Source organism: Flavobacterium sp. GW823-FHT04A11 (assembly GCF_058796535.1).
In genome coordinates this window covers 3,787,297-3,809,398 of sequence record NZ_CM179503.1, presented here as the reverse complement: position 1 = coordinate 3,809,398, position 22,102 = coordinate 3,787,297, and the positions used below count along the sequence as shown (strand labels likewise).

Annotated in this window: 19 protein-coding genes, 2 tRNA genes and 1 rRNA gene; 16 read left to right on the top strand and 6 right to left on the bottom strand. The window is 32.8% G+C overall.

Features of this window, described 5'->3' with window-relative positions; genetic code table 11:
- The first annotated feature begins 8 nt into the window (after positions 1-8).
- The 5 genes from rrf to AC3QL1_RS16575 all read left to right on the top strand — a co-directional run bounded on the left by rrf (position 9) and on the right by AC3QL1_RS16575 (position 1,397).
- Positions 9-118 (top strand): 5S ribosomal RNA (rrf, locus tag AC3QL1_RS16595).
- Between the two features lie 78 nt (positions 119-196).
- Positions 197-269: transfer RNA gene (locus AC3QL1_RS16590), tRNA-Phe, on the top strand.
- 6 nt (positions 270-275) lie between these two features.
- Positions 276-361, top strand: a tRNA-Leu gene (locus tag AC3QL1_RS16585).
- 133 nt (positions 362-494) lie between these two features.
- The gene (locus AC3QL1_RS16580; RefSeq protein WP_492493100.1) at positions 495-947 is read left to right on the top strand and encodes a DUF1569 domain-containing protein; all 453 of its coding nucleotides are present in this window, start codon (positions 495-497) and stop codon (positions 945-947) included.
- 138 nt (positions 948-1,085) lie between these two features.
- A complete protein-coding gene (locus AC3QL1_RS16575) occupies positions 1,086-1,397 on the top strand; it encodes a nuclear transport factor 2 family protein (protein WP_492493098.1) in 312 nt (103 codons plus the stop codon).
- Position 1,398: 1 nt separating this feature from the next.
- Here the strand turns inward: AC3QL1_RS16575 and AC3QL1_RS16570 are convergent, their stop codons facing one another.
- Together AC3QL1_RS16570 and AC3QL1_RS16565 are read right to left on the bottom strand one after the other, a co-directional pair.
- A complete protein-coding gene (locus AC3QL1_RS16570) occupies positions 1,399-2,049 on the bottom strand; it encodes an endonuclease III domain-containing protein (protein WP_492493096.1) in 651 nt (216 codons plus the stop codon).
- Positions 2,050-2,094: 45 nt separating this feature from the next.
- Positions 2,095-2,961: an alpha/beta fold hydrolase gene (locus AC3QL1_RS16565; RefSeq protein WP_492493095.1), complete on the bottom strand. Its 867-nt coding sequence runs from the start codon at positions 2,959-2,961 to the stop codon at positions 2,095-2,097.
- Between the two features lie 138 nt (positions 2,962-3,099).
- On the opposite strand from AC3QL1_RS16565, the gene AC3QL1_RS16560 reads away from it, so the two are divergent.
- The 6 genes from AC3QL1_RS16560 (at position 3,100) to AC3QL1_RS16535 (ending at position 12,749) form a co-directional block, all read left to right on the top strand.
- Positions 3,100-4,527, top strand: coding sequence for a glycogen synthase (locus AC3QL1_RS16560; protein ID WP_492493093.1), 1,428 nt, complete (start codon positions 3,100-3,102; stop codon positions 4,525-4,527).
- Complete coding sequence (locus AC3QL1_RS16555; protein WP_492493091.1) at positions 4,517-5,797, top strand: glucose-1-phosphate adenylyltransferase; 1,281 nt, start codon at positions 4,517-4,519, stop codon at positions 5,795-5,797. Before AC3QL1_RS16560 ends, AC3QL1_RS16555 begins: the two co-directional genes overlap by 11 nt.
- 68 nt (positions 5,798-5,865) lie before the next feature.
- A complete protein-coding gene (gene glgB, locus AC3QL1_RS16550; RefSeq protein WP_492493089.1) occupies positions 5,866-7,770 on the top strand; it encodes a 1,4-alpha-glucan branching protein GlgB in 1,905 nt (634 codons plus the stop codon).
- Between the two features lie 200 nt (positions 7,771-7,970).
- The gene (locus tag AC3QL1_RS16545) at positions 7,971-10,370 is read left to right on the top strand and encodes a glycoside hydrolase family 31 protein (protein ID WP_492493087.1); all 2,400 of its coding nucleotides are present in this window, start codon (positions 7,971-7,973) and stop codon (positions 10,368-10,370) included.
- 87 nt (positions 10,371-10,457) lie between these two features.
- Positions 10,458-11,270, top strand: coding sequence for a M48 family metallopeptidase (locus AC3QL1_RS16540; protein WP_492493085.1), 813 nt, complete (start codon positions 10,458-10,460; stop codon positions 11,268-11,270).
- 171 nt (positions 11,271-11,441) lie between these two features.
- Entirely contained in the window at positions 11,442-12,749 is a 1,308-nt protein-coding gene (locus AC3QL1_RS16535; RefSeq protein ID WP_492493083.1) for an MFS transporter, read from the top strand.
- Between the two features lie 119 nt (positions 12,750-12,868).
- Here the strand turns inward: AC3QL1_RS16535 and AC3QL1_RS16530 are convergent, their stop codons facing one another.
- From AC3QL1_RS16530 to AC3QL1_RS16515, 4 genes are read right to left on the bottom strand one after another with little or no spacing between them, the layout of a single operon-like run.
- Positions 12,869-13,606 (bottom strand): head GIN domain-containing protein, encoded by a 738-nt coding sequence (locus AC3QL1_RS16530; protein WP_492493081.1) that lies wholly within the window; start codon positions 13,604-13,606, stop codon positions 12,869-12,871.
- A 16-nt stretch (positions 13,607-13,622) separates the two neighbouring features.
- Positions 13,623-14,687, bottom strand: a complete 1,065-nt coding sequence (locus tag AC3QL1_RS16525; RefSeq protein WP_492493079.1) for a DUF4097 family beta strand repeat-containing protein — start codon at positions 14,685-14,687, stop codon at positions 13,623-13,625.
- Complete coding sequence (locus AC3QL1_RS16520; protein WP_492493077.1) at positions 14,671-15,207, bottom strand: anti-sigma factor; 537 nt, start codon at positions 15,205-15,207, stop codon at positions 14,671-14,673. Before AC3QL1_RS16520 ends, AC3QL1_RS16525 begins: the two co-directional genes overlap by 17 nt.
- Complete coding sequence (locus tag AC3QL1_RS16515; protein ID WP_492493075.1) at positions 15,204-15,758, bottom strand: RNA polymerase sigma factor; 555 nt, start codon at positions 15,756-15,758, stop codon at positions 15,204-15,206. The genes AC3QL1_RS16520 and AC3QL1_RS16515 overlap by 4 nt, the downstream gene beginning before the upstream one ends.
- Positions 15,759-16,024: 266 nt before the next feature.
- On the opposite strand from AC3QL1_RS16515, the gene AC3QL1_RS16510 reads away from it, so the two are divergent.
- The 5 genes from AC3QL1_RS16510 to cmk all read left to right on the top strand — a co-directional run bounded on the left by AC3QL1_RS16510 (position 16,025) and on the right by cmk (position 22,054).
- On the top strand, positions 16,025-16,714 hold the full coding sequence (locus AC3QL1_RS16510) for a hypothetical protein (RefSeq protein WP_492493073.1): 690 nt from the start codon (positions 16,025-16,027) through the stop codon (positions 16,712-16,714).
- Positions 16,715-16,979: 265 nt separating this feature from the next.
- Positions 16,980-19,433, top strand: coding sequence for an endopeptidase La (gene lon / locus AC3QL1_RS16505; RefSeq protein WP_492493072.1), 2,454 nt, complete (start codon positions 16,980-16,982; stop codon positions 19,431-19,433).
- Positions 19,434-19,692: 259 nt separating this feature from the next.
- Positions 19,693-20,712, top strand: a complete 1,020-nt coding sequence (gene porQ / locus AC3QL1_RS16500) for a type IX secretion system protein PorQ (protein WP_492493070.1) — start codon at positions 19,693-19,695, stop codon at positions 20,710-20,712.
- 89 nt (positions 20,713-20,801) lie between these two features.
- On the top strand, positions 20,802-21,323 hold the full coding sequence (locus AC3QL1_RS16495) for a murein L,D-transpeptidase catalytic domain-containing protein (protein WP_492493068.1): 522 nt from the start codon (positions 20,802-20,804) through the stop codon (positions 21,321-21,323).
- Positions 21,324-21,361: 38 nt separating this feature from the next.
- Positions 21,362-22,054, top strand: a complete 693-nt coding sequence (gene cmk / locus AC3QL1_RS16490; protein ID WP_492493066.1) for a (d)CMP kinase — start codon at positions 21,362-21,364, stop codon at positions 22,052-22,054.
- Positions 22,055-22,102 lie beyond the last annotated feature (48 nt).

Here is a 22,102-nt window from a genome sequence, read left to right as displayed (position 1 = left end):
AACAGCCTTAAGGTGGTTATTGCGGCGGGGCTCACCTCTTCCCATCCCGAACAGAGTAGTTAAGCCCGCCTGCGCAGATGGTACTGCAGTTATGTGGGAGAGTATGTCGTCGCCTTTCTTTTGAAAACCCCGTTTCTAGCGAAATGGGGTTTTTTATTCAAAACATGTATTGCTTTTATGTAAAAGCAATATATAAGGTACCTTAGCTCAGATGGTAGAGCAATGGACTGAAAATCCATGTGTCCCTGGTTCGATCCCTGGAGGTACCACATCATGCTCGGATGGTGAAATTGGTAGACACGCTGGACTTAAAATCCAGTGAACAGCAATGTTCGTGCGGGTTCAAGTCCCGCTCTGAGTACTAAAACTTCAATTGGCATAGCCAATTGGAGTTTTTTTTTGGAATAAACTAAACGTATTGCTGCAAAGTAAAGTGTAAAATATTAAAAGTTTTTAAAAGTAAATTTTATAATTTTACTTTATATTTTTTAATAATGCAAAATATTTTTCTTAATGAGCATTGCTCCCAGTTGATTGACCGAATTAATCTACTTGAGCCTGATTCCAAAGCACTTTGGGGTAAAATGTCTGTTGACCAAATGCTTGCTCATTGTAATGTAACGTATGAGATGGTTTACGATAATATTCATCCCAAACCTAATGCGTTTTTGGGATTTATTCTAAAAACATTCATTAAAAATAAAGTTGTAAACGATTCTTCTTATCCAAGAAACATTAGAACTGCTCCACAATTTTTAATTAAAGGAAATTGTAATTTTGAACTTGAAAAAGAAAGATTGATTTCCTATATCAAAAAAACTCAGGAATTAGGAGTGAATGAATTTGAAGGAAAAGAATCCCTGTCTTTTGGAAAATTAACTTCAAAAGAATGGAATAATATGTTCGCAAAACATCTAGATCATCATCTTAAACAGTTTGGGGTGTAATTAAATTGATTTTATATAAAAAAATATTTCATTCTATTCTTTATATGCTTAGCATTCACTTCTAACGCACAAAAGCAAGAAGTTCAAAAAAGTATTGAATTATTTTTTGAAGGTTTTCATCAAAAAGATTCAATGAAAATGAAGGCAGTTTGCTCTGATAAGATGATTTTGCAGTCTATTAGCGAGAATCCTGTAAAAGGAAATAAATTATCTGATGAAAGTGCTGCAGAATTTTATAAATCTATTGCAGGAATTCCGTCAAAAATGAAATTTCAGGAAAAAATATTAAGTTATAATATTCAAATTGATGGTTCTATGGCTCATGTTTGGGCTCCTTACGAGTTTTATATAAATGACAAACTAAGCCATTCGGGAGTAAATACTTTTACTTTATTTAAAGAAAAAGATTCCTGGAAAATTATTTATCTGATAGACACAAGAAGAAAGTAATTTAATTTGGTTTTATAACTGTGTTGTAATACAGGCATATATCAGTCAATACACATTCTTCGCATTTTGGCTGTGGTCTGCATATTTCTCTTCCTAAAAAAGAAATTGCCATTCCTATTTCTGACCAAATATTCTTCGGCAACGCTTGCATAAGATCTTTCTCAACCTTATTTCCATCTTTACTTTCTTTTATAATACCAATTCTGGGTGCTACACGTATAACATGTAAGTCTGCAATAATTCCTTCTGCAGGTTGGTTTGTTTCTCTTAAAATTACATTTGCAGATTTTCTTCCTATACCTTTTAAAGATGTCAAATCTTTCATGTTCGAAGGAATTGCTTTATCATCTTTAATAGTTTTAGCTATTTCCAAAAGCCATTGCGCTTTAGTTGGATAATTTCGAACTTTACTTATATAGGGAATAAAAGTTTCTAAATCAGTTTTAGAAAGACTTTTTAAAGTAGGATATTTTTCGAATAAAGGAGGAGCAACTTTATTTATATTAGCATCAGAATCTTGCGCAGAGAGAACAACCATTACTAATAGCTGGTACGTATTTTGATATTCTAAAGGATGTTTTTTACCTTTATATTTCTTCAAAATAGGTTTTAATTTACTTCCCCAATCAGATGTTTCTCCAAATAAATCCATTTTTTGCTTTTTTTAGAATTAAATTAAAAACTAGCTATCATAAAGTTAGCTATTTTTAATAAACTCTAGTATCTTTTTTATAACATTTGGATTCCCTAGAATTTTTCGATGACCAAGCCCATCTGTAAGATATAAAGTTCCGTTCTCTAATTGTTCATGAATATGGATTCCTGCTTTTACAGGAACTTCAGGATCATCTTTATCATGTATTACTAAGACTGGGATTTGAATTTTTTGCGCTGCTTTGTAAGCTGAGAAATCATCCATTTTAAGTTGATATTTCTCCTCAAATAGTTCACGTAATCTCTCACTAATTTCTTGTTTTAAACCTAATTTTGAAATAAATTCATCTAAAATATCCTGAACAATATCTCCACTGCCTATTATTATCGCTTTTTCTACTTTAAGACCATCCTTAATTGCATTTAGAACTGACATTCCGCCTAACGAATGACCAATTGCTATTTCAAACGGACCAAACTGTTTTTCAATTTCCAGAATAGAAAAAATAAACTCAGACATTATAGTCGTTTTGCCTTTCGACTTTCCATGTGCCGGTGCATCAAAACTAATAACTGAGTATCCTGCTTTTAAAAGTTCATCGGCAATTTTAAAAAGCTGTGTGCCTCTTCCTGACCAACCATGAACCAATAAAATTTTTCGGCCGTTTTCTCCGTATTCATAGGTCACTATATTTTTATCGATTTTGGGAATGTAAATCGTTTTCTGCACACTTTTATTATCCATTTCGAACTCCCGTTTTGGAAGCTTATGTTTTATTGGGGTTGTAAAAAGCTTTGCTGCATAAGACGTAACTAACTTTGTTGAAATAAAAGCACAAATTTTACAAGATATAATGATAAACTGGGGAATTTTTAATGATTTAGTAGGATTATTTAGCTTTTTTGACATATCAATAAATTTAATTTTCAGGCTTAGTTTTGCGTATTTTTTCCTAAATTTAAAAAACATAAAAGTAACATATTAATAAATGTTTACTTAAAAAATAATAAGGAATTAATTTAATTAGCAGACTTATAAATTTCTATCATGGAAATATTTCATATTAGTGCAGAATGTTATCCAATGGCAAAGGTTGGGGGTTTGGCTGATGTTGTCGGTGCATTACCAAAATATCAGGCGAATGCAGGTCACCAGGTAAGAGTTGTAGTTCCTTGTTATGATACAAAATTTAGAAAAGAAAATGATTTTGAATGCGTTCATTGGGGCAATATCAAATTAGGAAATTTCGATTTTCCTTTTAGTGTTTTAAAAGAAACTACAGATAAGTTGGGTTACGAATTATATCTGATAGAAATAAATGAATTATTTGATCGTCCAAATGTATATGGATATGAAGATGATATTGAACGATTTTTTTCTTTTCAAATTGCAGCATTAGATTGGTTATTAGCTAGAAAAACGATTCCTGACGTTATTAATTGCCACGATCATCATACCGGGTTAATTCCGTTTTTGATCAAATATGCTTATAAATATGAGAGTTTAAAAAGCATACGTACTGTCATTACAATTCATAATGGTTTGTATCAGGGTTGGTTTGGCTATGATAAATTGCATTATTTACCTGAGTTTGATTTGATTCATGTTGGTTTTCTGGAATGGAATAATTCTTTAAATTCTTTAGCTGTTGGCGTTAAATGTGCTCATGCAGTTACGACTGTTTCGCCAAGTTATTTAGATGAAATAAATTATTCGGCAAATGGTTTAGAATCTTTGTTTAATTCGGTTCGAAGTAAATCAAAAGGTATTTTAAACGGAATTGATTTCGAAGTTTGGAATCCATCCAAAGATCAAATGATTGAGAAAAACTATTCAATAGACGATTTTGAAATTGGAAAACAAAAAAATAAAGAAAAACTGTGTAAAGAATTTGATTTAGATCCAACCAAACCTTTGTTTAGTTTTATCGGACGTTTATTTGAAGAAAAAGGAGGAGATTTATTGCCTCAGGCTTCTGCACTAGCTTTGTCGGAAAATTTTGAGAACATTAATATCCTGATTTTGGGTTCTGGAAATTCTGTAATCGAAGAACAATTGGTACAGTTAAGAAATGATTATAAAGGAAATTATAATGTTTTCATTGGTTATAATGAAGATTTGGCACATCTGATATATGCGGGTTCCGATTATATTTTGATGCCTTCAAGAGTAGAACCTTGCGGATTGAATCAAATGTATGCGCTGCGTTACGGTACGATTCCGATTGTGAGAAGAACAGGAGGTTTAAGAGACACAGTAATCGATTTTGGTGATAATGGTAACGGAATTTGTCACGATCAGGCATCGGTAGGAGATATTTGTTACTCTATAAATCGTGCCGTGAAACTGTATAATGACAAAACAGATTTTAATAAAATAAGAAAAATAGGAATGGCGACAGATCATTCGTGGGAGAGCGTTTGCCAGGAATATTTACAGATATACAACCTAATAATTGAAAAAAATGAAATTTAAAAAGAAAAATGTCGTTGCTATTATTTTAGGAGGAGGACAAGGTTCTCGTTTGTTTCCATTAACGGAAACGAGATCAAAACCGGCTGTACCCATTGGTGGAAAGTATCGTTTGGTTGATATTCCAATCTCAAATTGTATCAATTCAGATATTTTTAAAATATTCGTTTTAACGCAATTTAATTCTGCGTCGTTAAATGCACATATAAAAAACACGTTTAACTTTAGTATTTTCAGTCAGTCATTTGTTGACATTTTAGCTGCAGAACAAACTCCGGATAATCCAACATGGTTTCAGGGAACTGCAGATGCTGTGCGTCAATGTATGCCACATTTTTTAAAACATGAATTTGATCATGCATTAATTTTATCCGGTGACCAATTGTACCAAATGGATTTTAACGAAATGTTAGAAGCACATATTGCTGCTGATGCTGAAATTTCTATCGCCACTTTACCTGTAAATGCGAAAGATGCGCCTGAATTTGGAATTCTTAAAACAGATCATGAAAATCGTATTCAGGCTTTTATAGAAAAACCACATGCTTCATTATTGCCAGAGTGGGAATCTGAAGTAAGCGAAAAGATGCATGAAAAAGGGAAAAAATATCTGGCTTCGATGGGGATTTATATTTTCAACAAACCATTGCTGGAAGAATTAATGTGTAATCCTGAAACGAAAGATTTTGGAAAAGAAATAATTCCGGAGGCCGTTAAAAAGCATAAAATTTTAAGTTACCAATACGAAGGCTACTGGACAGATATAGGAAACATAGAATCGTTTTTTGAAGCAAATATTGGGTTAACTGCGGATATTCCGGAGTTTAATTTGTTTGATAATGAAAATAAAATTTTCACGAGACCAAGATTATTGCCGCCGTCAAAATTTAGAAATTCCATTATAAATCAATCCCTTATTTCTGAAGGCTGCATTATCAATGCCAAAGAAATTAAACGTTCGGTAATTGGTATCCGATCCAGAATTGGTGAAGGAACTGTTATAGAAAACTGCTACGTAATGGGTAACGATTTTTATCAGGATCTTGATGAAATGCATGAGGAAAGCAATAACAATAAAATTCACGTTGGGATAGGAGAGAACTGTTTCATTCAAAATGCCTTAATCGACAAAAATGTGCGAATCGGAAATAATGTTCATATTAACGGTGGCAGGCATTTAGATAATTTTACTAATGAATTGTACAGCATAAAAGACGGAATTGTTGTGATTAAAAAGGGAGCAATTCTCTCTGATAATTTTAGAATTGAATAAGATTTAAGTAAAATTCAAATAAAAAAAATCAAAATCCAAAATCCGAATTCCAATTTTAAAAAACAAAGATGACTAAAGTAATCACGCATTCTCTATTTACTGATTTTGATATTGATTTATTTAAAGCAGGGAAACACTTCAAATTATATGAAAAATTAGGAGCGCATTTAATTGAAGTTGAAGGAGTAAAAGGCGTTTACTTTTCTGTTTGGGCCCCGACTGCACATTCTGTTTCTGTTGTTGGCGATTTTAATTATTGGACTCAGGGAGAACATCTTTTGAATGTTCGCTGGGATTCTTCCGGGATTTGGGAAGGATTTATTCCACATATTGAAAAAGGAGCACTTTATAAATATAAAATTCACTCAAATATTGACGGGATTGTCACTGAAAAGGCAGATCCTTTTGCTTTATATTGCGAAAAACCACCTCATACAGCCTCAGTTGTCTGGGATTTGGATTATAACTGGAAAGATGAAAACTGGATGAAATCGCGTAAGGAAACCAACAGACTTGATAAACCTTATTCGGTTTATGAAGTTCATTTAGGTTCCTGGAAACGTGCAGATCATAATCGGTTTTTGACTTATTTAGAATTGGCCGACGATCTGGTAAACTATGTAAAAGAAACCGGATTTACGCATGTAGAATTTATGCCCATTATGGAATATCCTTATGATCCTTCCTGGGGTTATCAATTAACAGGATATTTTGCGCCAACTTCCCGTTTTGGCAAACCGCAGGATTTTATGGTTTTGGTTGATAAATTACATCAGGCTGGTATTGGTGTAATTCTCGATTGGGTTCCGTCGCATTTTCCTGATGATGCACATGGCTTGGGTTTCTTTGATGGTTCGCATTTATATGAACATCCGGATCGTAGAAAAGGGTATCATCCCGATTGGAAGAGCTTGGTTTTTAATTACGGGCGAAATGAAGTTCGGGCGTTTTTAATCAGTAATGCAGTTTTCTGGCTTCAGCATTATCATGCAGATGGTCTTAGGGTTGATGCCGTTGCTTCCATGCTGTATCTTGATTATTCCCGAAATGAAGGGGAATGGGAACCTAATATTTTTGGAGGAAGAGAAAATCTTGAAACGATAAGTTTTCTTAAAGAATTTAATGAAGTTATCTACGCTAATTTTGATGGAGTTCAAACTATTGCGGAAGAAAGTACTTCTTTTCCGATGGTTTCAAGACCAACATTTACGGGTGGTTTAGGTTTTGGAATGAAATGGATGATGGGATGGATGCACGATACTTTAAAATACTTTCAGAAAGAAACAGTTTATCGAAAATACCATCAAAACGATTTGACTTTTTCGATGACGTATGCTTTTACTGAAAATTTTATGCTGCCATTTTCACATGATGAAGTGGTACATGGAAAAAGTTCTATAGCCAATAAAATGCCGGGGGACGAATGGCAGAAATTTGCCAATTTGCGTTTATTGTACGGCTATATGTTTACCCATCCGGGAACTAAACTATTGTTTATGGGATCTGAATTTGGGCAAAGTGATGAATGGAATTTTGAGAAAAGTTTAGACTGGCATTTATTGCAATACGATTATCATTCCGGAATAAAAAAGGTGATCACAGATTTAAATCAATTGTATAAATCGCATCCGGCTTTGTATGAAAAACAATTTACGGGTGAAGGTTTTGAATGGATTAATTATTCTGACCATCAAAATGCTGTTTTGTCTTATATAAGAAAAGGAAATAACCCGAAAGAAAATGTGATTGTGGTTTGCAATTTCACGCAAGTGGTTCGGGAAAATTATCGAATTGGAATTCCGCAAAAAGGAAAATTAAAAGAAATTTTTAATAGTGATGCTACTGTTTATGGCGGAAGCGGGGTTGGAAATTCAAAAGAATTAACAACTGAATCCGTTCAATATGATGGCAGGGATTTTTCTGTAGAATTAACATTGCCGCCTTTAAGCGTAACTGTTTATTCTTTTTCATAAAAAAGGAAGTAAATTTTATAATGCAATTTTATCAGTTTAGCGTTTATAAATTATCAATTTATTGATTTTTTGAGATGGAATTTAATACTCGTTCAGAAAAAACGTTTTCGTGAATAAACCTTTTATTCATAGAGGCTTACCAAGTTTTTTTGTATGTTTGAAAGGAAGATTAGCGTTATTATAATTAATTCATCAGTGATATGATTACAAATACAGCATTAGAGTATAAAGGCGATTTATATCCATCAAAAATTGTTTCGCATGAACATGAAGGCGATACCATTTTTTTTCATACAGACAATAAAGTAATCTTAAAAGTCACTGTTCTCAGAGACAGCTTAATTCGGTTTCGATTTACTACAAAAGGATATTTCAGTAATGATTTTTCGTATGCAATCGATAAAACGCAATTGCACGGTTATAATTTTCTGGAATTAACCGAAGAAGAAACTTATTTTCAAATAAGAACCAGTAAAGTAAAATGTAAAATTCAGAAATTAGATCTTCGTTTGTCGATTTACGATTTAAATGATTTTCTGATTCTGGAAGATGAACTTGGTTTTCATTGGGAAGAAAGCTACGAATATGGCGGGAATATCGTAAAAATGAGTAAATCTTCAAAAGATGGAGAATGTTTTTACGGTCTTGGAGACAAAGCCACACAAATGAATTTAAAAGGCAAAAGACTCGAAAATTTTGCCACCGATCAATATGCTTTTCACAAAGAACAAGATCCGCTTTACAAAGTAGTTCCTTTTTATATCGGACTGCATAACAAGCAATCGTACGGTATTTTCTTTGATAATACGTTCAGGACTTTCTTTGATTTTTGTCAGGAAAGAAGAAACGTAGCGAGCTTTTGGGCAGAAGGCGGTGAAATGAATTATTATTTCATTTACGGACCGCAAATGCAGGATGTTGTGACCACTTATACAGATTTGACCGGTAAACCGGAATTACCACCACTTTGGGTTTTAGGATATCACCAATGTAAATGGAGTTATTATCCGGAAAGTAAAGTAAAAGAAATCACTTCAAAATTTAGAGAATTAAAAATTCCGTGCGATGCCATTTATCTGGATATTGATTATATGGAAGGTTTTCGATGTTTTACCTGGAGTAAAGATTATTTTCCCGATCCCAAACGAATGGTTGCCGAATTAGCTGAAGACGGTTTTAAAACCATTGTCATCATCGACCCGGGAATTAAAGTGGATAAAGATTACTGGGTTTATCAGGAAGCGCTCGAAAAAAATTATTTCTGCAAAAGAGCCGATGGCCCTTATATGAAAGGAAAAGTCTGGCCCGGCGAATGTAATTTTCCGGATTATACAAATCCCGTAGTTAGAGAATGGTGGGCAGGATTATTTAAAGAATTAATTTCAGAAATTGGTGTAAAAGGGGTTTGGAATGATATGAACGAACCCGCTGTTATGGAAGTTCCAAATAAAACTTTCCCTATGGATGTTCGTCATTCGTATGACGGAAATCCCTGCAGTCATAGAAAAGCACACAATATTTACGGAACGCAAATGGCGAGAGCGACTTATCATGGCGTAAAACGTTTTGCATATCCAAAACGTCCTTTTGTCATTACAAGGTCTGCTTATTCTGGTGCTCAGCGTTATACATCGTCCTGGACGGGTGATAACGTTGCAACCTGGGAACATTTATGGATTGCTAATATTCAGGTACAAAGAATGTGCATTTCCGGAATGGGTTTTACAGGTTCTGATATTGGCGGATTTGCGGAACAGCCAACAGGCGAATTATACGCGCGTTGGATTCAGTTAGGCGTTTTTCATCCTTTCTGCAGAACGCATTCTTCCGGTGATCACGGCAATCAGGAACCTTGGGCATTTGATGAAGAAGTGATCAATATTACCCGAAAATTTGTGAGTCTTCGCTACCAGTTATTGCCTTATTTATATACGATGTTCTGGCAGTATATTGAAGAAGGTGTACCAATGTTAAAACCATTGGTTTATTACGATCAGGATGATACGCAGACGCATTATCGTAATGATGAATTCATCTTTGGAAATCAAATTTTGGTATGTCCAATACTTGAACCTAATGCTTTAGGAAGACGAATGTATATACCAAGAGGTGAGTGGTATAACTATTGGACAAATGAGTTTGCTATTGGCGGAAGAGAAGTCTGGATCGATACTAAATTTGATGAAATACCGGTTTTTGTAAAAGCCGGAGCAATAATTCCAAAATATCCGGTTCAGCAATATGTTGGAGAACTTGAATTTGACGAATTGACTTTGGATTTATACTATAAAAACGGTAAAGAAAAATCAGTAGTTTATGAAGATGCGCAGGATGGTTATGATTACAAAAAAGGGCGTTACAGCTTTTTGTCTTTCAGAACCATTGGAAAAGAAAAAGAACTGATTATTCAATTGCATAAAGAAGGAAAATACGATACGCCGTATAGTAAATATAAAATTAATTTAATTGGTTTGCCATTTAAAGTAACTGAACTTGAGATTGATAACGAAAAAGTTGAATTTGATCCTGTAAGATTTGAAGAAAATCATTTTCTGGTTATAGATAAAGAATTTACAGAACTTCATATTATTGGACAATAATAATAATTATGATACGTTTCGATTTAATTATATAAAAATACCTGTTAAAATTAATTGTATTTTTATTGTATATTTAAATCTATGATCATGAAGAATTACTTTTTCTTAACTGCTTTTGCAGCGCTCTTACTGGCTGCATGTGCAACAAATCCTGTAACAGGAAAACAAACGCTTAATTTTGTTTCAAACAGCGAATTATTTCCAACGTCATTTCAACAGTATAATGCTTTTATTGCAGAGAATAAGGTAATAACCGGAACTGCAGATGCTAAAAGAGTAGATGTAGTTGGCAGTAAAATCAAAGCTGCGGCAGAAAGATATTTAACTTATTTAGGACAAACCCAATATTTAAAAGATTACCGTTGGGAATATAAATTGGTAGAAAATAAAGAAGTAAATGCATGGTGTTTACCGGGAGGTAAAATCGTGGTTTATTCCGGAATTTTGCCAATAACTCAGGACGAAGCCGGTTTAGCTACCGTTTTAGGACATGAGGTTTCTCACGCATTGGCCAATCACGGGGCACAAAGAATGAGTGCTGCCCAATTACAACAAATTGGCGGAGTAGCTTTGGGCGCTGCAACAAGCGGTAAATCTGAGGCTACACAAGCAATATTTTCACAAGCTTACGGAATTGGTTCTGAAGTAGGAGTAATGCTGCCATTTAGCAGAAGCAATGAAAGTGAAGCCGATAAAATTGGTTTAACACTAATGGCCATTGCAGGATATAATCCGGATGATTCAATTGCTTTTTGGAGCAGAATGTCGGCTAAATCCGGAGGAGCTTCAACTCCTGAATTTATGAGTACGCACCCTTCTGATGCAACCAGAATTGCAAATCTTAAAAAATTAATTCCTGATGCAAGAGCAACAGCTGCAAAAGTTGGTGTTATCAGATAATTAAAACTACATAAAATTGTATTAAGCTATTCTTTTTAGAGTAGCTTTTTTTTGTTTACAATGTTTAAATTCAATAGGTTAGTTTTATATAATGATTTAATAATATAGATTTTATCATGTTCTGTATTAATTTCAAAAAAAAGGAATATTTTAGCATTCAAAATCATAAATATGGCAGATTTACCTAAAGGAGACAAAAAATTATTAAATGCATGGGCTTTTTACGATTGGGCAAACTCGGTTTATCCGTTAGTTATTTCATCAGCCGTATTCCCAATTTTTTACGAAGCATTATTTTCAAAAAGAAAAGATCATTATATAGATATTTTCGGAATGAACTTAAAGAACTCGGCTTTAATTAGTTTTACAACTGCTGCAGCCTTTTTAGTGGTTGCTTTTATATCTCCCTTATTATCGGGAATTGCCGATTATGTGGGGAATAAAAAATCATTTATGAAATTCTTTTGCTATACGGGAGCTTTGTCCTGTATGGGTTTATATTGGTTTGACCTCGAAAATATTTATATCGGTTTACTTTTCTATTTCTTGGGATTAATTGGTTTTTGGGGAAGTTTGGTTTTTTATAATTCGTATTTACCGGATATTGCTTTTCCTGAACAGCAGGATAAATTAAGCGCAAAAGGATATTCATTAGGATATGTAGGAAGCGTTATTTTAATGTGTGTTAACCTTTTTATGATTATGGGTGCCGAAGGCGGTGAAGCTAAAATGGCCGCAATGCGATATTCTTTTTTAATGGTGGGTATTTGGTGGATACTTTTTAGTCAATACACCTATTATTATTTACCAAAAGGAAATAACAATAAAGACCAAAAAGTAACAAGAGATGTGATTTTTAATGGTTTTAAAGAATTAAAGAAAGTCTGGAAATTGCTGGAAGAAAATATCTCATTAAAAAGATATTTAGGCAGTTTCTTCGTTTATAGTATGGCTGTTCAAACTGTTATGATCGTTGCTACTTATTTTGGAGCACAGGAAATCAAATGGAGTTCAGAAAGTGAAAGCACAACAGGTTTAATTATCTGCATATTACTAATACAATTAGTAGCTATTCTTGGTGCGTTTTTAACATCTCGCGCATCAGCAAAATTCGGAAACATTCCAACATTAATTGTAATCAATTGTATTTGGGTTGTACTTTGTATTTTGGCTTATTTCATAACCTTGCCAATTCATTTTTACGTGATGGCGACTTTAATTGGTTTTGTAATGGGCGGAATTCAGGCATTATCACGATCAACTTATTCCAAATTATTACCTGAAACAGAAGATACAGCATCTTTTTTCAGTTTCTATGATGTTTCTGAAAAAATAGGAATCGTAATCGGGATGTGTGTTTACGGAATCATTGATCAAATTACAGGAAGTCCGAGATTTGCAATTGTAATCCTGGCTTTATTTTTTGCTATTGGAGTATTATTGTTGCGCAGAGTTCCAAAAAAAGGCGTATTAAATTAATAAAACACCTTTTGATTTGGATTCCTTTTATAATATTTAAGCTCAATAATAAAAGAAAAGTGATTGTTCGTTTTTTGATTGAATGATTTTGAAATTCTTTTATTATTGAGTTTATTGAATTAACCTTTTGTAATATTCCCTGATCCTGAAACTTTTACATCGCGTTTTTCAGGATTTCCAAAATATTTAATGTTTCCCGAACCCGCAACTCTTGCTGTTAAACTTCCTTCGCAGTTCACAATACTGTTTCCTGATCCTGAAACGTTTGCTTCAACATTTTTAGATTTTAAATCAGATGCATTTACATTTCCGGATCCTGCCAGTTTTGTTGTGAATTTATCAGCAGAACCTTTTATAATAACATCTCCTGAACCGCTAACACTCAATTCAAAATCATTTGAATCAATATTTAAATTAAAATTTCCTGAACCGGCCAGTTTTGCCGAAAAAGTATCGCTCTTAATTTTATCCTTTGTTTGAATATCTCCTGAACCCGACAAACTTACTGCCGAAATTTTTTCAAACGGAACCGTAATTTCAATTTTATGTCCTGAACTTGGTCGGATATTAACTCCTTTTTCGACATAAATTTTCAAAGCATTATCTTCAACTTCTACTTTTATATTAGAAAGTAAATTTTCTTCCCCTTTAAGGGTGATTTTTCCTTCTTTTCCTGCAACTAAATTGACATCAAAAGAACCGCCCACTTTTATAGCATCATAATCACCCGTACTTCTGTTTTGGGTAATAATTTTGCCATTTCCTTTTACTTTATTACTACTATCAGACCATTGTGCCTGAGCCATAAAGCTAACTAAAAATGCACCGAAAACTAATAATTGAATTGATTTTTTCATTTTTTGATTGATTGAGTTATTGTTTTTTGATTAATGATACACTGCCATAATTAGAGTTTACAACTACTTTATTTTGGCCTTTTTTCTTATTATATCCGCTGATTCTTTTACTTGTATTTTTATTCTCGTTTACAGAAACATCCAATGAATTATCACTTTTTATATTTCCATACTTGGTATTAATATCAAAATCAAAAGAATAATTGACATCGTATCCCAATGAAACATCAGAATAAGTCGAATTAATATTCACATTATTAGCTTTATCTGTTATTGTCGAAATATTGATCTTGCTATAATTTGTATCCAGATTTACAGTATTTGAAATCTCAGCAATATTAACCGTCAGATAATTTCCTGAACCGGAAAACGAATTGATCTTTTGAAATTTAAAGTTTCCATAATTACAGTCGTATTTGATATTATTACTTTCTGCAATAACCAAATCGGTGTAATTGGTATCTAAAGTAAGATTACCAGAGTCGTTGATTCTCAGACCGGAATAACGAGCTTCAAGAATACCGTTTTTGATATAGTCAATAGTTGAATTTTGGCAATATTCGATATGAATACGATTGCTGGAACCATTTAATTTACCCAAAGTAACTTTACCGTATTTACACGAAATATCAGTTGTAGATTCTAAAGTAAGCGTCGTAATATTACCATATTTATTGTCGAGTTTTACTGTTCCGTTTTTCGGAATTTTAATTACATAATTGATTTCAAAACTGTTGCTGCTTCCACCACTTTTTATAGAAGAATTTCCGAGTTTTGTTATTGCCGAAACCATACTTTTTAATGCCGTAATATCTACATCAATACTGTTAAGTCTTTCGTTAACCCAATTTTCATTTCCGCCGGTCACTTTTATGGTAATGTCAAGATCAATTTTGTCTTCATCCCATGTACTTACAATAATATTTCCGTATTTGTTTTCAATATCAATTCCTGCATTTGAGTTTACGATATAGGTTTTTTTAATGTTTTTTTGTTTTGAGATAACGGTGTCATCATTGTTTGAAAATCCTAAAAAAGGAAGTAGTAAGAATAAAATAAGTATGTTATAATGTTTTTTCATGAGTCGTGTTTTTTAAATTTTCATTTTCTTCGATACGCTGCAAAACCGTTTGTAAAAAAGAAATTCGGGTTTGCAAATTGCTGATCATGGCATAAATAATTTGTTTGTTCTCTCCGTTTTTCTGAACCTCTTTTATGATCTTTTCATAATCGGCATCAAAAACTTTCATTTGTTTTAAAGCGTCATTTATGATTTGTTCATTTTCTGGAGAACTTTTTTCTTTTAATTTAACTAGCTCATTATCAATTAAAATATTAAAGATAGAATCGGTACGTTTGGTTTCTTGTGATGCAAACTTAAATTCTCTGGGTTTTTCGTAGTTCTTATAGAAAACAGAAACGCCCAGCAATAATGCAATCGAAGCAGCAATTGCCCAAACGGCATAATTCTTTTTCTTTGGTTGTTTTTTATTCAGTTTATTCAGGAAATCAAGCTGATGATCAGAACTTATTTCGTGAACATCCCATTGATTTTCAAATTTTTTAAATAATTCATCTAAATTGTCATTTTCCTTTTTCATAAATCCTCTAATTTTTTTCGTAAATTTTCTTTAGCTCTGCTTAATGTAGTTCTGCAGTTTGCATAACTGATATTTAAGATTTCACTAATTTCTTCCTGATCGTAACCTTCAATATAAAATAGTGTCAAAACCATTCTGTAATTGTCTTTTAAATCTGAAATAGTATCTAAAACCTGTTTCACTTTAAGTGAATTCAAATCGATATTTTCAGATAAGACTGAATCGTCTTCTTCAATTTTATAAAGCGTTTTGTTCAGGTCTTCCATCTGAAAAGCGTTTTTCTTTTTATAAAAATCAATACTATAATTAATAATGATTTTTTTAAGCCACGCCCCAAATGCAACTTCCTGCTTATAATCGTTAATTTTTGTAAAAGCCTTCAAGAAACCTTCCTGCATGACGTCTTGTGCAAAATGTTCATCTTTTACAATTCTGTAAGCCACATTATACATCGCTTTACAATAACGGTTGTAAACTTCAAACTGCGCTTTTTGATTATTTGATTTGCAAAGCGCAATTAATTCTTCGATATTTTGATTGGTTATATTCAAGTAATGGTTGCTAGTTTTTTATAATGACTTTGCTTTTTTTGGTTTGTTACAGTTTTGGATATTTTTTTTTAAAAATATTTTGAATTATTTATTATGATAATCTCAAAAGTAAATTTTTATTACATCCAATAGACTTTATTTGAGTTGTAAAATATTGAAAAATAAGTACTTATATTTAGTATTTGTTTTTAAGAATTAGTTTGTTAAAAAAAAGTGAAATAAATAATATTTTATGTTAATTTTGGAGTACTAAAAACAAATTAACCATGAAAAAAATTAAAAACATTGCTCTATTGGCATTATTGATGTCAACAACATTATTTACTTCTTGTTCGAATGATTCGGATAATGAAAACACTGCAGAAGATTCAACAGGAGATTATTGGCCAACTGCGGTTAATAATCAATGGGTTCTGGATCAAAATGGAACACAAACAACAATGAAAATTATTAGTTCGTCAAAAGTTAATGATGATACTTATTTTAAGTTTGATCAATTGGCAGGAGCGGGATCAGGAGTAGAAGGAGCAGCTTCAGCATCAATCAAAAAAGTAAAAGGAGATTATTATATTAAAATTGATGAAGTAGTTTATAATAGCGATGGAATTACAGGAAAAATGACAGGATATGAGTATATTTTCTTAAAAGATTATTTGGAAGTAAATAAAACATGGACAGGAAGTTATTCTCAGGAAACTTCATTTAATATTCCAAATTTTCCAACTATAAACATGACTGTGAATTATACAGGAACAATTTTAGAAAGAGGAGCAACTGCAACAATTAAAAATGTAACCTATAAAGATGTAATTAAATTTAAATTTCGTCAGGAGGCTAAAACTAATGGACAAACTTCAAGTGCTGATACAGAGTACTGGGTTGCAAAAGATGTTGGAGTTATTAAAGTGGTATCAGGAAGCTCAGTTATAGAATTAGTTTCTTACGTAAAAAAATAATAAGTAAGATTGAAAAATCCAGCTTGAACCCGAAAGTAATTTCGGGTTTTTTTGTGCGTACTATTTTCTTTAAATAAATACGACAAAAAAATAAAAACCCAAATTTCAAAGCCTACTCCTTTGCATTTGGCACAATGATTGTCTATTTTTACCTTCTATCTTGTAATTGAAACACTTATTATAGTTTTAACAAAAACTGCTGAATTTAAGGTTAACTTTGCAGTTAGGATTTAACTTTTAATGACAAAACGACTTATATATTATTATGTCAAATCATAAAATACTTACTATTGACAATCTGTCACTTCAAGAATTTGATTCAGAAGCAGAATTAATTCCATTATTAACTCCCGAAGACGAAGAGGAAATGAACAATGAAGAGCTTCCGCTTTCGTTACCAATTTTACCTTTACGTAATACCGTTTTATTTCCAGGAGTTGTTATTCCAATTTCTGCCGGACGCGATAAATCAATAAAATTAATTAATGATGCCAATGCCGGAGGGAAAATCATCGGGGTTGTTTCTCAAATTAACGAAGAAGACGAAGATCCGTCAAAAGACGATATTCATAAAATAGGAACTGTAGCCAGAATTCTGCGTGTTTTAAAAATGCCTGACGGAAATGTTACGGTTATTTTGCAAGGAAAAAAACGTTTCGAAATTGACGAAGTAGTTTCTGAAGAGCCTTATATGACGGCTCAAATTAAGGAAGTTGCAGAAACACGTCCCGAAGAAAATGACAGCGAGTTTACCGCCATTTTAGATTCTGTAAAAGAACTGGCAATTCAAATTATAAAGGAAAGTCCAAACATTCCATCAGAAGCAACTTTTGCGATTAAAAATATTGAAAGCCAATCGTTTTTGATCAATTTTGTTTCTTCGAATATGAATTTATCGGTAAAAGAAAAACAAGGACTTTTATCAATAAACGGATTAAAAGAAAGAGCGCTTGAAACCTTGCGTTATATGAACGTAGAGCTGCAAAAATTGGAATTGAAAAATGACATTCAGTCAAAAGTTCGCTTTGATTTAGACCAACAGCAGCGTGAATATTTTCTTCATCAGCAAATGAAAACCATTCAGGAAGAATTGGGTGGCGTTTCGCAAGAAGAAGAAATGGACGAAATGGGGCAGAAAGCGAAAACCAAAAAATGGGATGAAAAAACGCAAAAACATTTCGAAAAAGAATTGTCTAAAATGCGCAGAATGAACCCGCAATCACCAGATTTTGGAATTCAGAGAAATTATTTAGAATTGTTTTTAGAATTGCCTTGGGGAGAATATTCCAAAGATAAATTTGATTTAAAACATGCTCAGAAAATATTAGACAAAGATCATTTTGGACTTGACGAAGTGAAGAAAAGAATGATTGAACATTTGGCTGTATTAAAACTTCGTAACGATATGAAGTCGCCAATTATTTGTTTAACAGGGCCTCCGGGAGTTGGTAAAACATCAATTGGACGTTCTGTTGCGGAAGCTTTAGGACGTGAATATGTACGTATTTCACTAGGTGGTTTACGTGACGAAGCAGAGATTCGCGGACACAGAAAAACGTATATCGGAGCAATGCCAGGAAGAATTATTCAAAGTTTAAAGAAAGCCGGAACATCAAATCCCGTGTTTATTTTAGACGAAATCGATAAGCTTTCAAGCGGAAACAGCGGCGATCCGTCCTCTGCTTTATTAGAAGTTTTAGATCCGGAACAAAACAATGCTTTTTATGATAATTTCCTTGAAATGGGGTATGATTTATCTAAAGTGATGTTTATTGCCACTTCAAACAATATGTCAGCCATTCAGCCGGCATTGCGTGACAGAATGGAAGTAATCAAAATGTCAGGTTATACAATTGAAGAGAAAGTAGAAATTGCAAAAAGACATTTATTTCCAAAACAATTAGAAGCGCACGGTTTAACGGCTAAAGATTTAACGATTGGAAAAAAACAATTAGAGAAAATCGTAGAAGGTTATACACGTGAATCTGGTGTTCGTAATCTGGAAACTAAAATTGCACAAGTAATTCGTAACGCAGCAAAATCTGTTGCGATGGAGGAGGAGTACAATAAAAAAGTTACCGATGAAGATATTATAACCGTTTTAGGTGTGCCAAGATTAGAGCGCGATAAATATGAAAATAATGATGTTGCCGGAGTTGTTACGGGTTTAGCCTGGACAAGTGTTGGAGGAGATATTTTATTTATTGAATCTTTAATTTCTGAAGGAAAAGGTGCTTTAACCATTACCGGAAACCTTGGAAATGTAATGAAAGAATCGGCAACAATTGCTTTGGAATATATTAAAGCAAATGCCAAAAAATTAGGCTTAGGCGTAGAATTATTTCAAAAATATAATATTCACTTACACGTTCCGGAAGGTGCAACGCCAAAAGATGGTCCAAGTGCGGGTATTGCGATGCTGACTTCTTTAGTTTCGCTACTGACACAAAAGAAAGTGAAGAAAAACCTGGCTATGACAGGAGAAATTACGCTTCGTGGTAAAGTTTTACCGGTTGGCGGAATCAAAGAAAAAATCTTAGCTGCAAAAAGAGCCGGTATCAAAGAAATCATCTTGTGTCATGAAAACAAAAGTGATATCGATGAAATTAAAGCCGAATATTTAGAAGGTCTGACTTTTCATTATGTGAAAGAAATGAGCGAAGTTCTGACTTTGGCTTTGACAGATCAAAATGCTAAAAATGCAAAGACATTGAAATAAATTTCAATTGTAAATTCCAATATTTTAAAATTCCAAATTCCAAACTTTATTTACAGAATGGGATTTGGATTTTTTTTTATGATTTTGATTCTATTGGAATTTGGGGTTTTAAAATATTGGAATTTCCCTTTAAATTGGAATTTGGAATTTAAATATTGGAATTTCTTTTTCAATTGGAAATTGATTTAAAATTATTTTTTCTGTTATATAATTTTATCTTTGTATTTGCGTTATTCCCATATAGGAACGCCAAAAACACATGGTAAAACAATTTGTTTTATTTTTAATGGTACTAGTTTGTTCGGTTTCCTTCGGGCAAATTGGAGGGCGCTACACCTATCAATTTCTAAATTTAACGACATCACCAAGGCAGGCAGCGTTAGGTGGTAAGACGATAACGATTTATGATGAAGATGTTAATCAGGTCATGTTTAATCCCGCTACTTTAAACGCAGATATGGACAATCACCTGGCGATGAATTACGGTAGTTATTATGGAGAAGCTTCTTATGGAACTGCTTCTTACGCTTATACTTACGATCGACATGTGCAGACTTTTCAGGCCGGAATAAGTTATATTAATTACGGAACATTTGAAGGGTATGATGAAAATGGTCAGGCAACTTCTGATTTTACGGGAAGTGAAGCAGCTTTATCATTGGGTTATGCTTATAATATTCCTTTTACCGATATTCATCTTGGAGTAAACGCAAAGTTAATAACTTCAACTTTAGAGAATTATAATTCATTTGGTGGTGCGATTGATTTAGGTGCTTTGTATGTAAATGAAGAAAATGATTTAAATGTAGCACTTGTAATTCGAAATGTTGGAACTCAGTTTACAACATATTCAGGAATACGCGAAAATTTGCCACTTGAAATCATTGCAGGAGTTTCACAGGAATTAGAACATGTGCCGTTGCGTTGGCATCTTTCTCTGGAGAATTTACAACAATGGAATGTTGCCTTTTCGAATCCTGTTCGTGGCGAAACCAATATCGATGGATCAACAAGTGAAGAGAAAGTTTCGTTTGTAAATAATGCTTTAAGACACGTAGTGTTTGGTTTTGAACTTTTTCCACAAAAAGCAGTTAATTTACGTTTAGGTTATAATTTTAGAAGAGCAGAAGAATTAAGAATTAATGATCAGCGTAATTTCTCCGGAATTTCTTTGGGCTTTGGTTTAAAAATGAACCGTTTAAAATTTAATTATTCATATTCACGATACACATTAGCGGGTAATTCGAGTCTTTTTGGACTAATCTTAAACTTTCAATAATTAGGTAATTTATGAAGCTATTTTATTTGATTCTGTTTTTTACTACAGGTTTTTTTACTACCTCAAATTTAAATTTTAAAAGTGAAAACATGACTGTTGCAGAAATCGAAAGATTTAATTACCAGTTAAACGAAGTAAAGGAAGTGATAGATGCCGGTCCGCAGTATAATAAAAAAATCGCTTTTTTGGTAGACATGAGAATAAAGTCGGGAAAAAACCGCTTCTTTGTTTATGATCTTGTAAACAATAAAATATTAGACCAGGGACTTGTAGCGCACGGTTCAGGTTCTGAAACCGGGATTAATGGAGAATTAAAGTTTAGTAATACACCAAATTCTAACTGTACCTCATTAGGCAGATATGCTATCGAAAAATGCTATAAAGGTATATTTGGCAAAGCTTACAGATTAAATGGTTTAGACGAAACGAATAGCAATGCTTTGCAAAGAGCTATAGTTTTGCATCATTACTCAGCAGTTCCTGAACAAGAGCAAGAATACTATATCTCAAGAAGTCATGGCTGCCCAATGGTAAACGAACAATTTTTTAAAAGAATAGAAAAGATAATTGATAGTTCTAAATCGAAAATAGTATTAAATATCTATTATTAAAATTCACATTACAAACCATATAAAATTAAAAGATTATTTTGAAAAAAATAACGATTGCAATCGACGGATTTTCGTCAACAGGAAAGAGTACATTAGCAAAACAGTTGGCAAAAGAATTAGAATATGTTTACGTCGATACAGGAGCAATGTATCGGGCAGTAGCCTTTTTTGCTATGCAGAATCAGCTTATTGGAGCTGATTTTTTTGATAAAACAAGCTTAATAAATGCTCTTCCGACAATTCAGCTCGAATTTAAATTTAATTCTGATTTAGGATTTGCAGAAATGTACCTAAATGGTGAAAACGTCGAAAAACAAATCAGAACCATTGAAGTTTCTAACTTTGTCAGCAAAGTAGCCGAAGTTTCTGAAGTGCGTTCCAAATTAGTAGAACAACAACAGGAAATGGGAAAAAATAAAGCCATCGTAATGGACGGCAGAGATATTGGAACTGTTGTTTTTCCGGATGCCGAATTAAAAATATTCATGACAGCCAGTGCAGAAACGCGTGCCCAAAGACGTTTTGATGAATTACAGCAAAAAGGAGACAATGTTTCCTATGAAGATGTTTTAAAAAATGTTGTCGAAAGAGATTATATAGATACACATCGTGAAGATTCTCCTTTAATCATTGCCAGCGACGCAATAGAAATAGATAATTCTTACTTAAATAGAGAAGAACAGTTTTCTGCTGTTTTAGAATTAGTAAATGATGTTGTTAAAACAGATTAATTTTTTGCAGATATCATTTTTAATGGTAGTTTTACCGCTTCATTTATT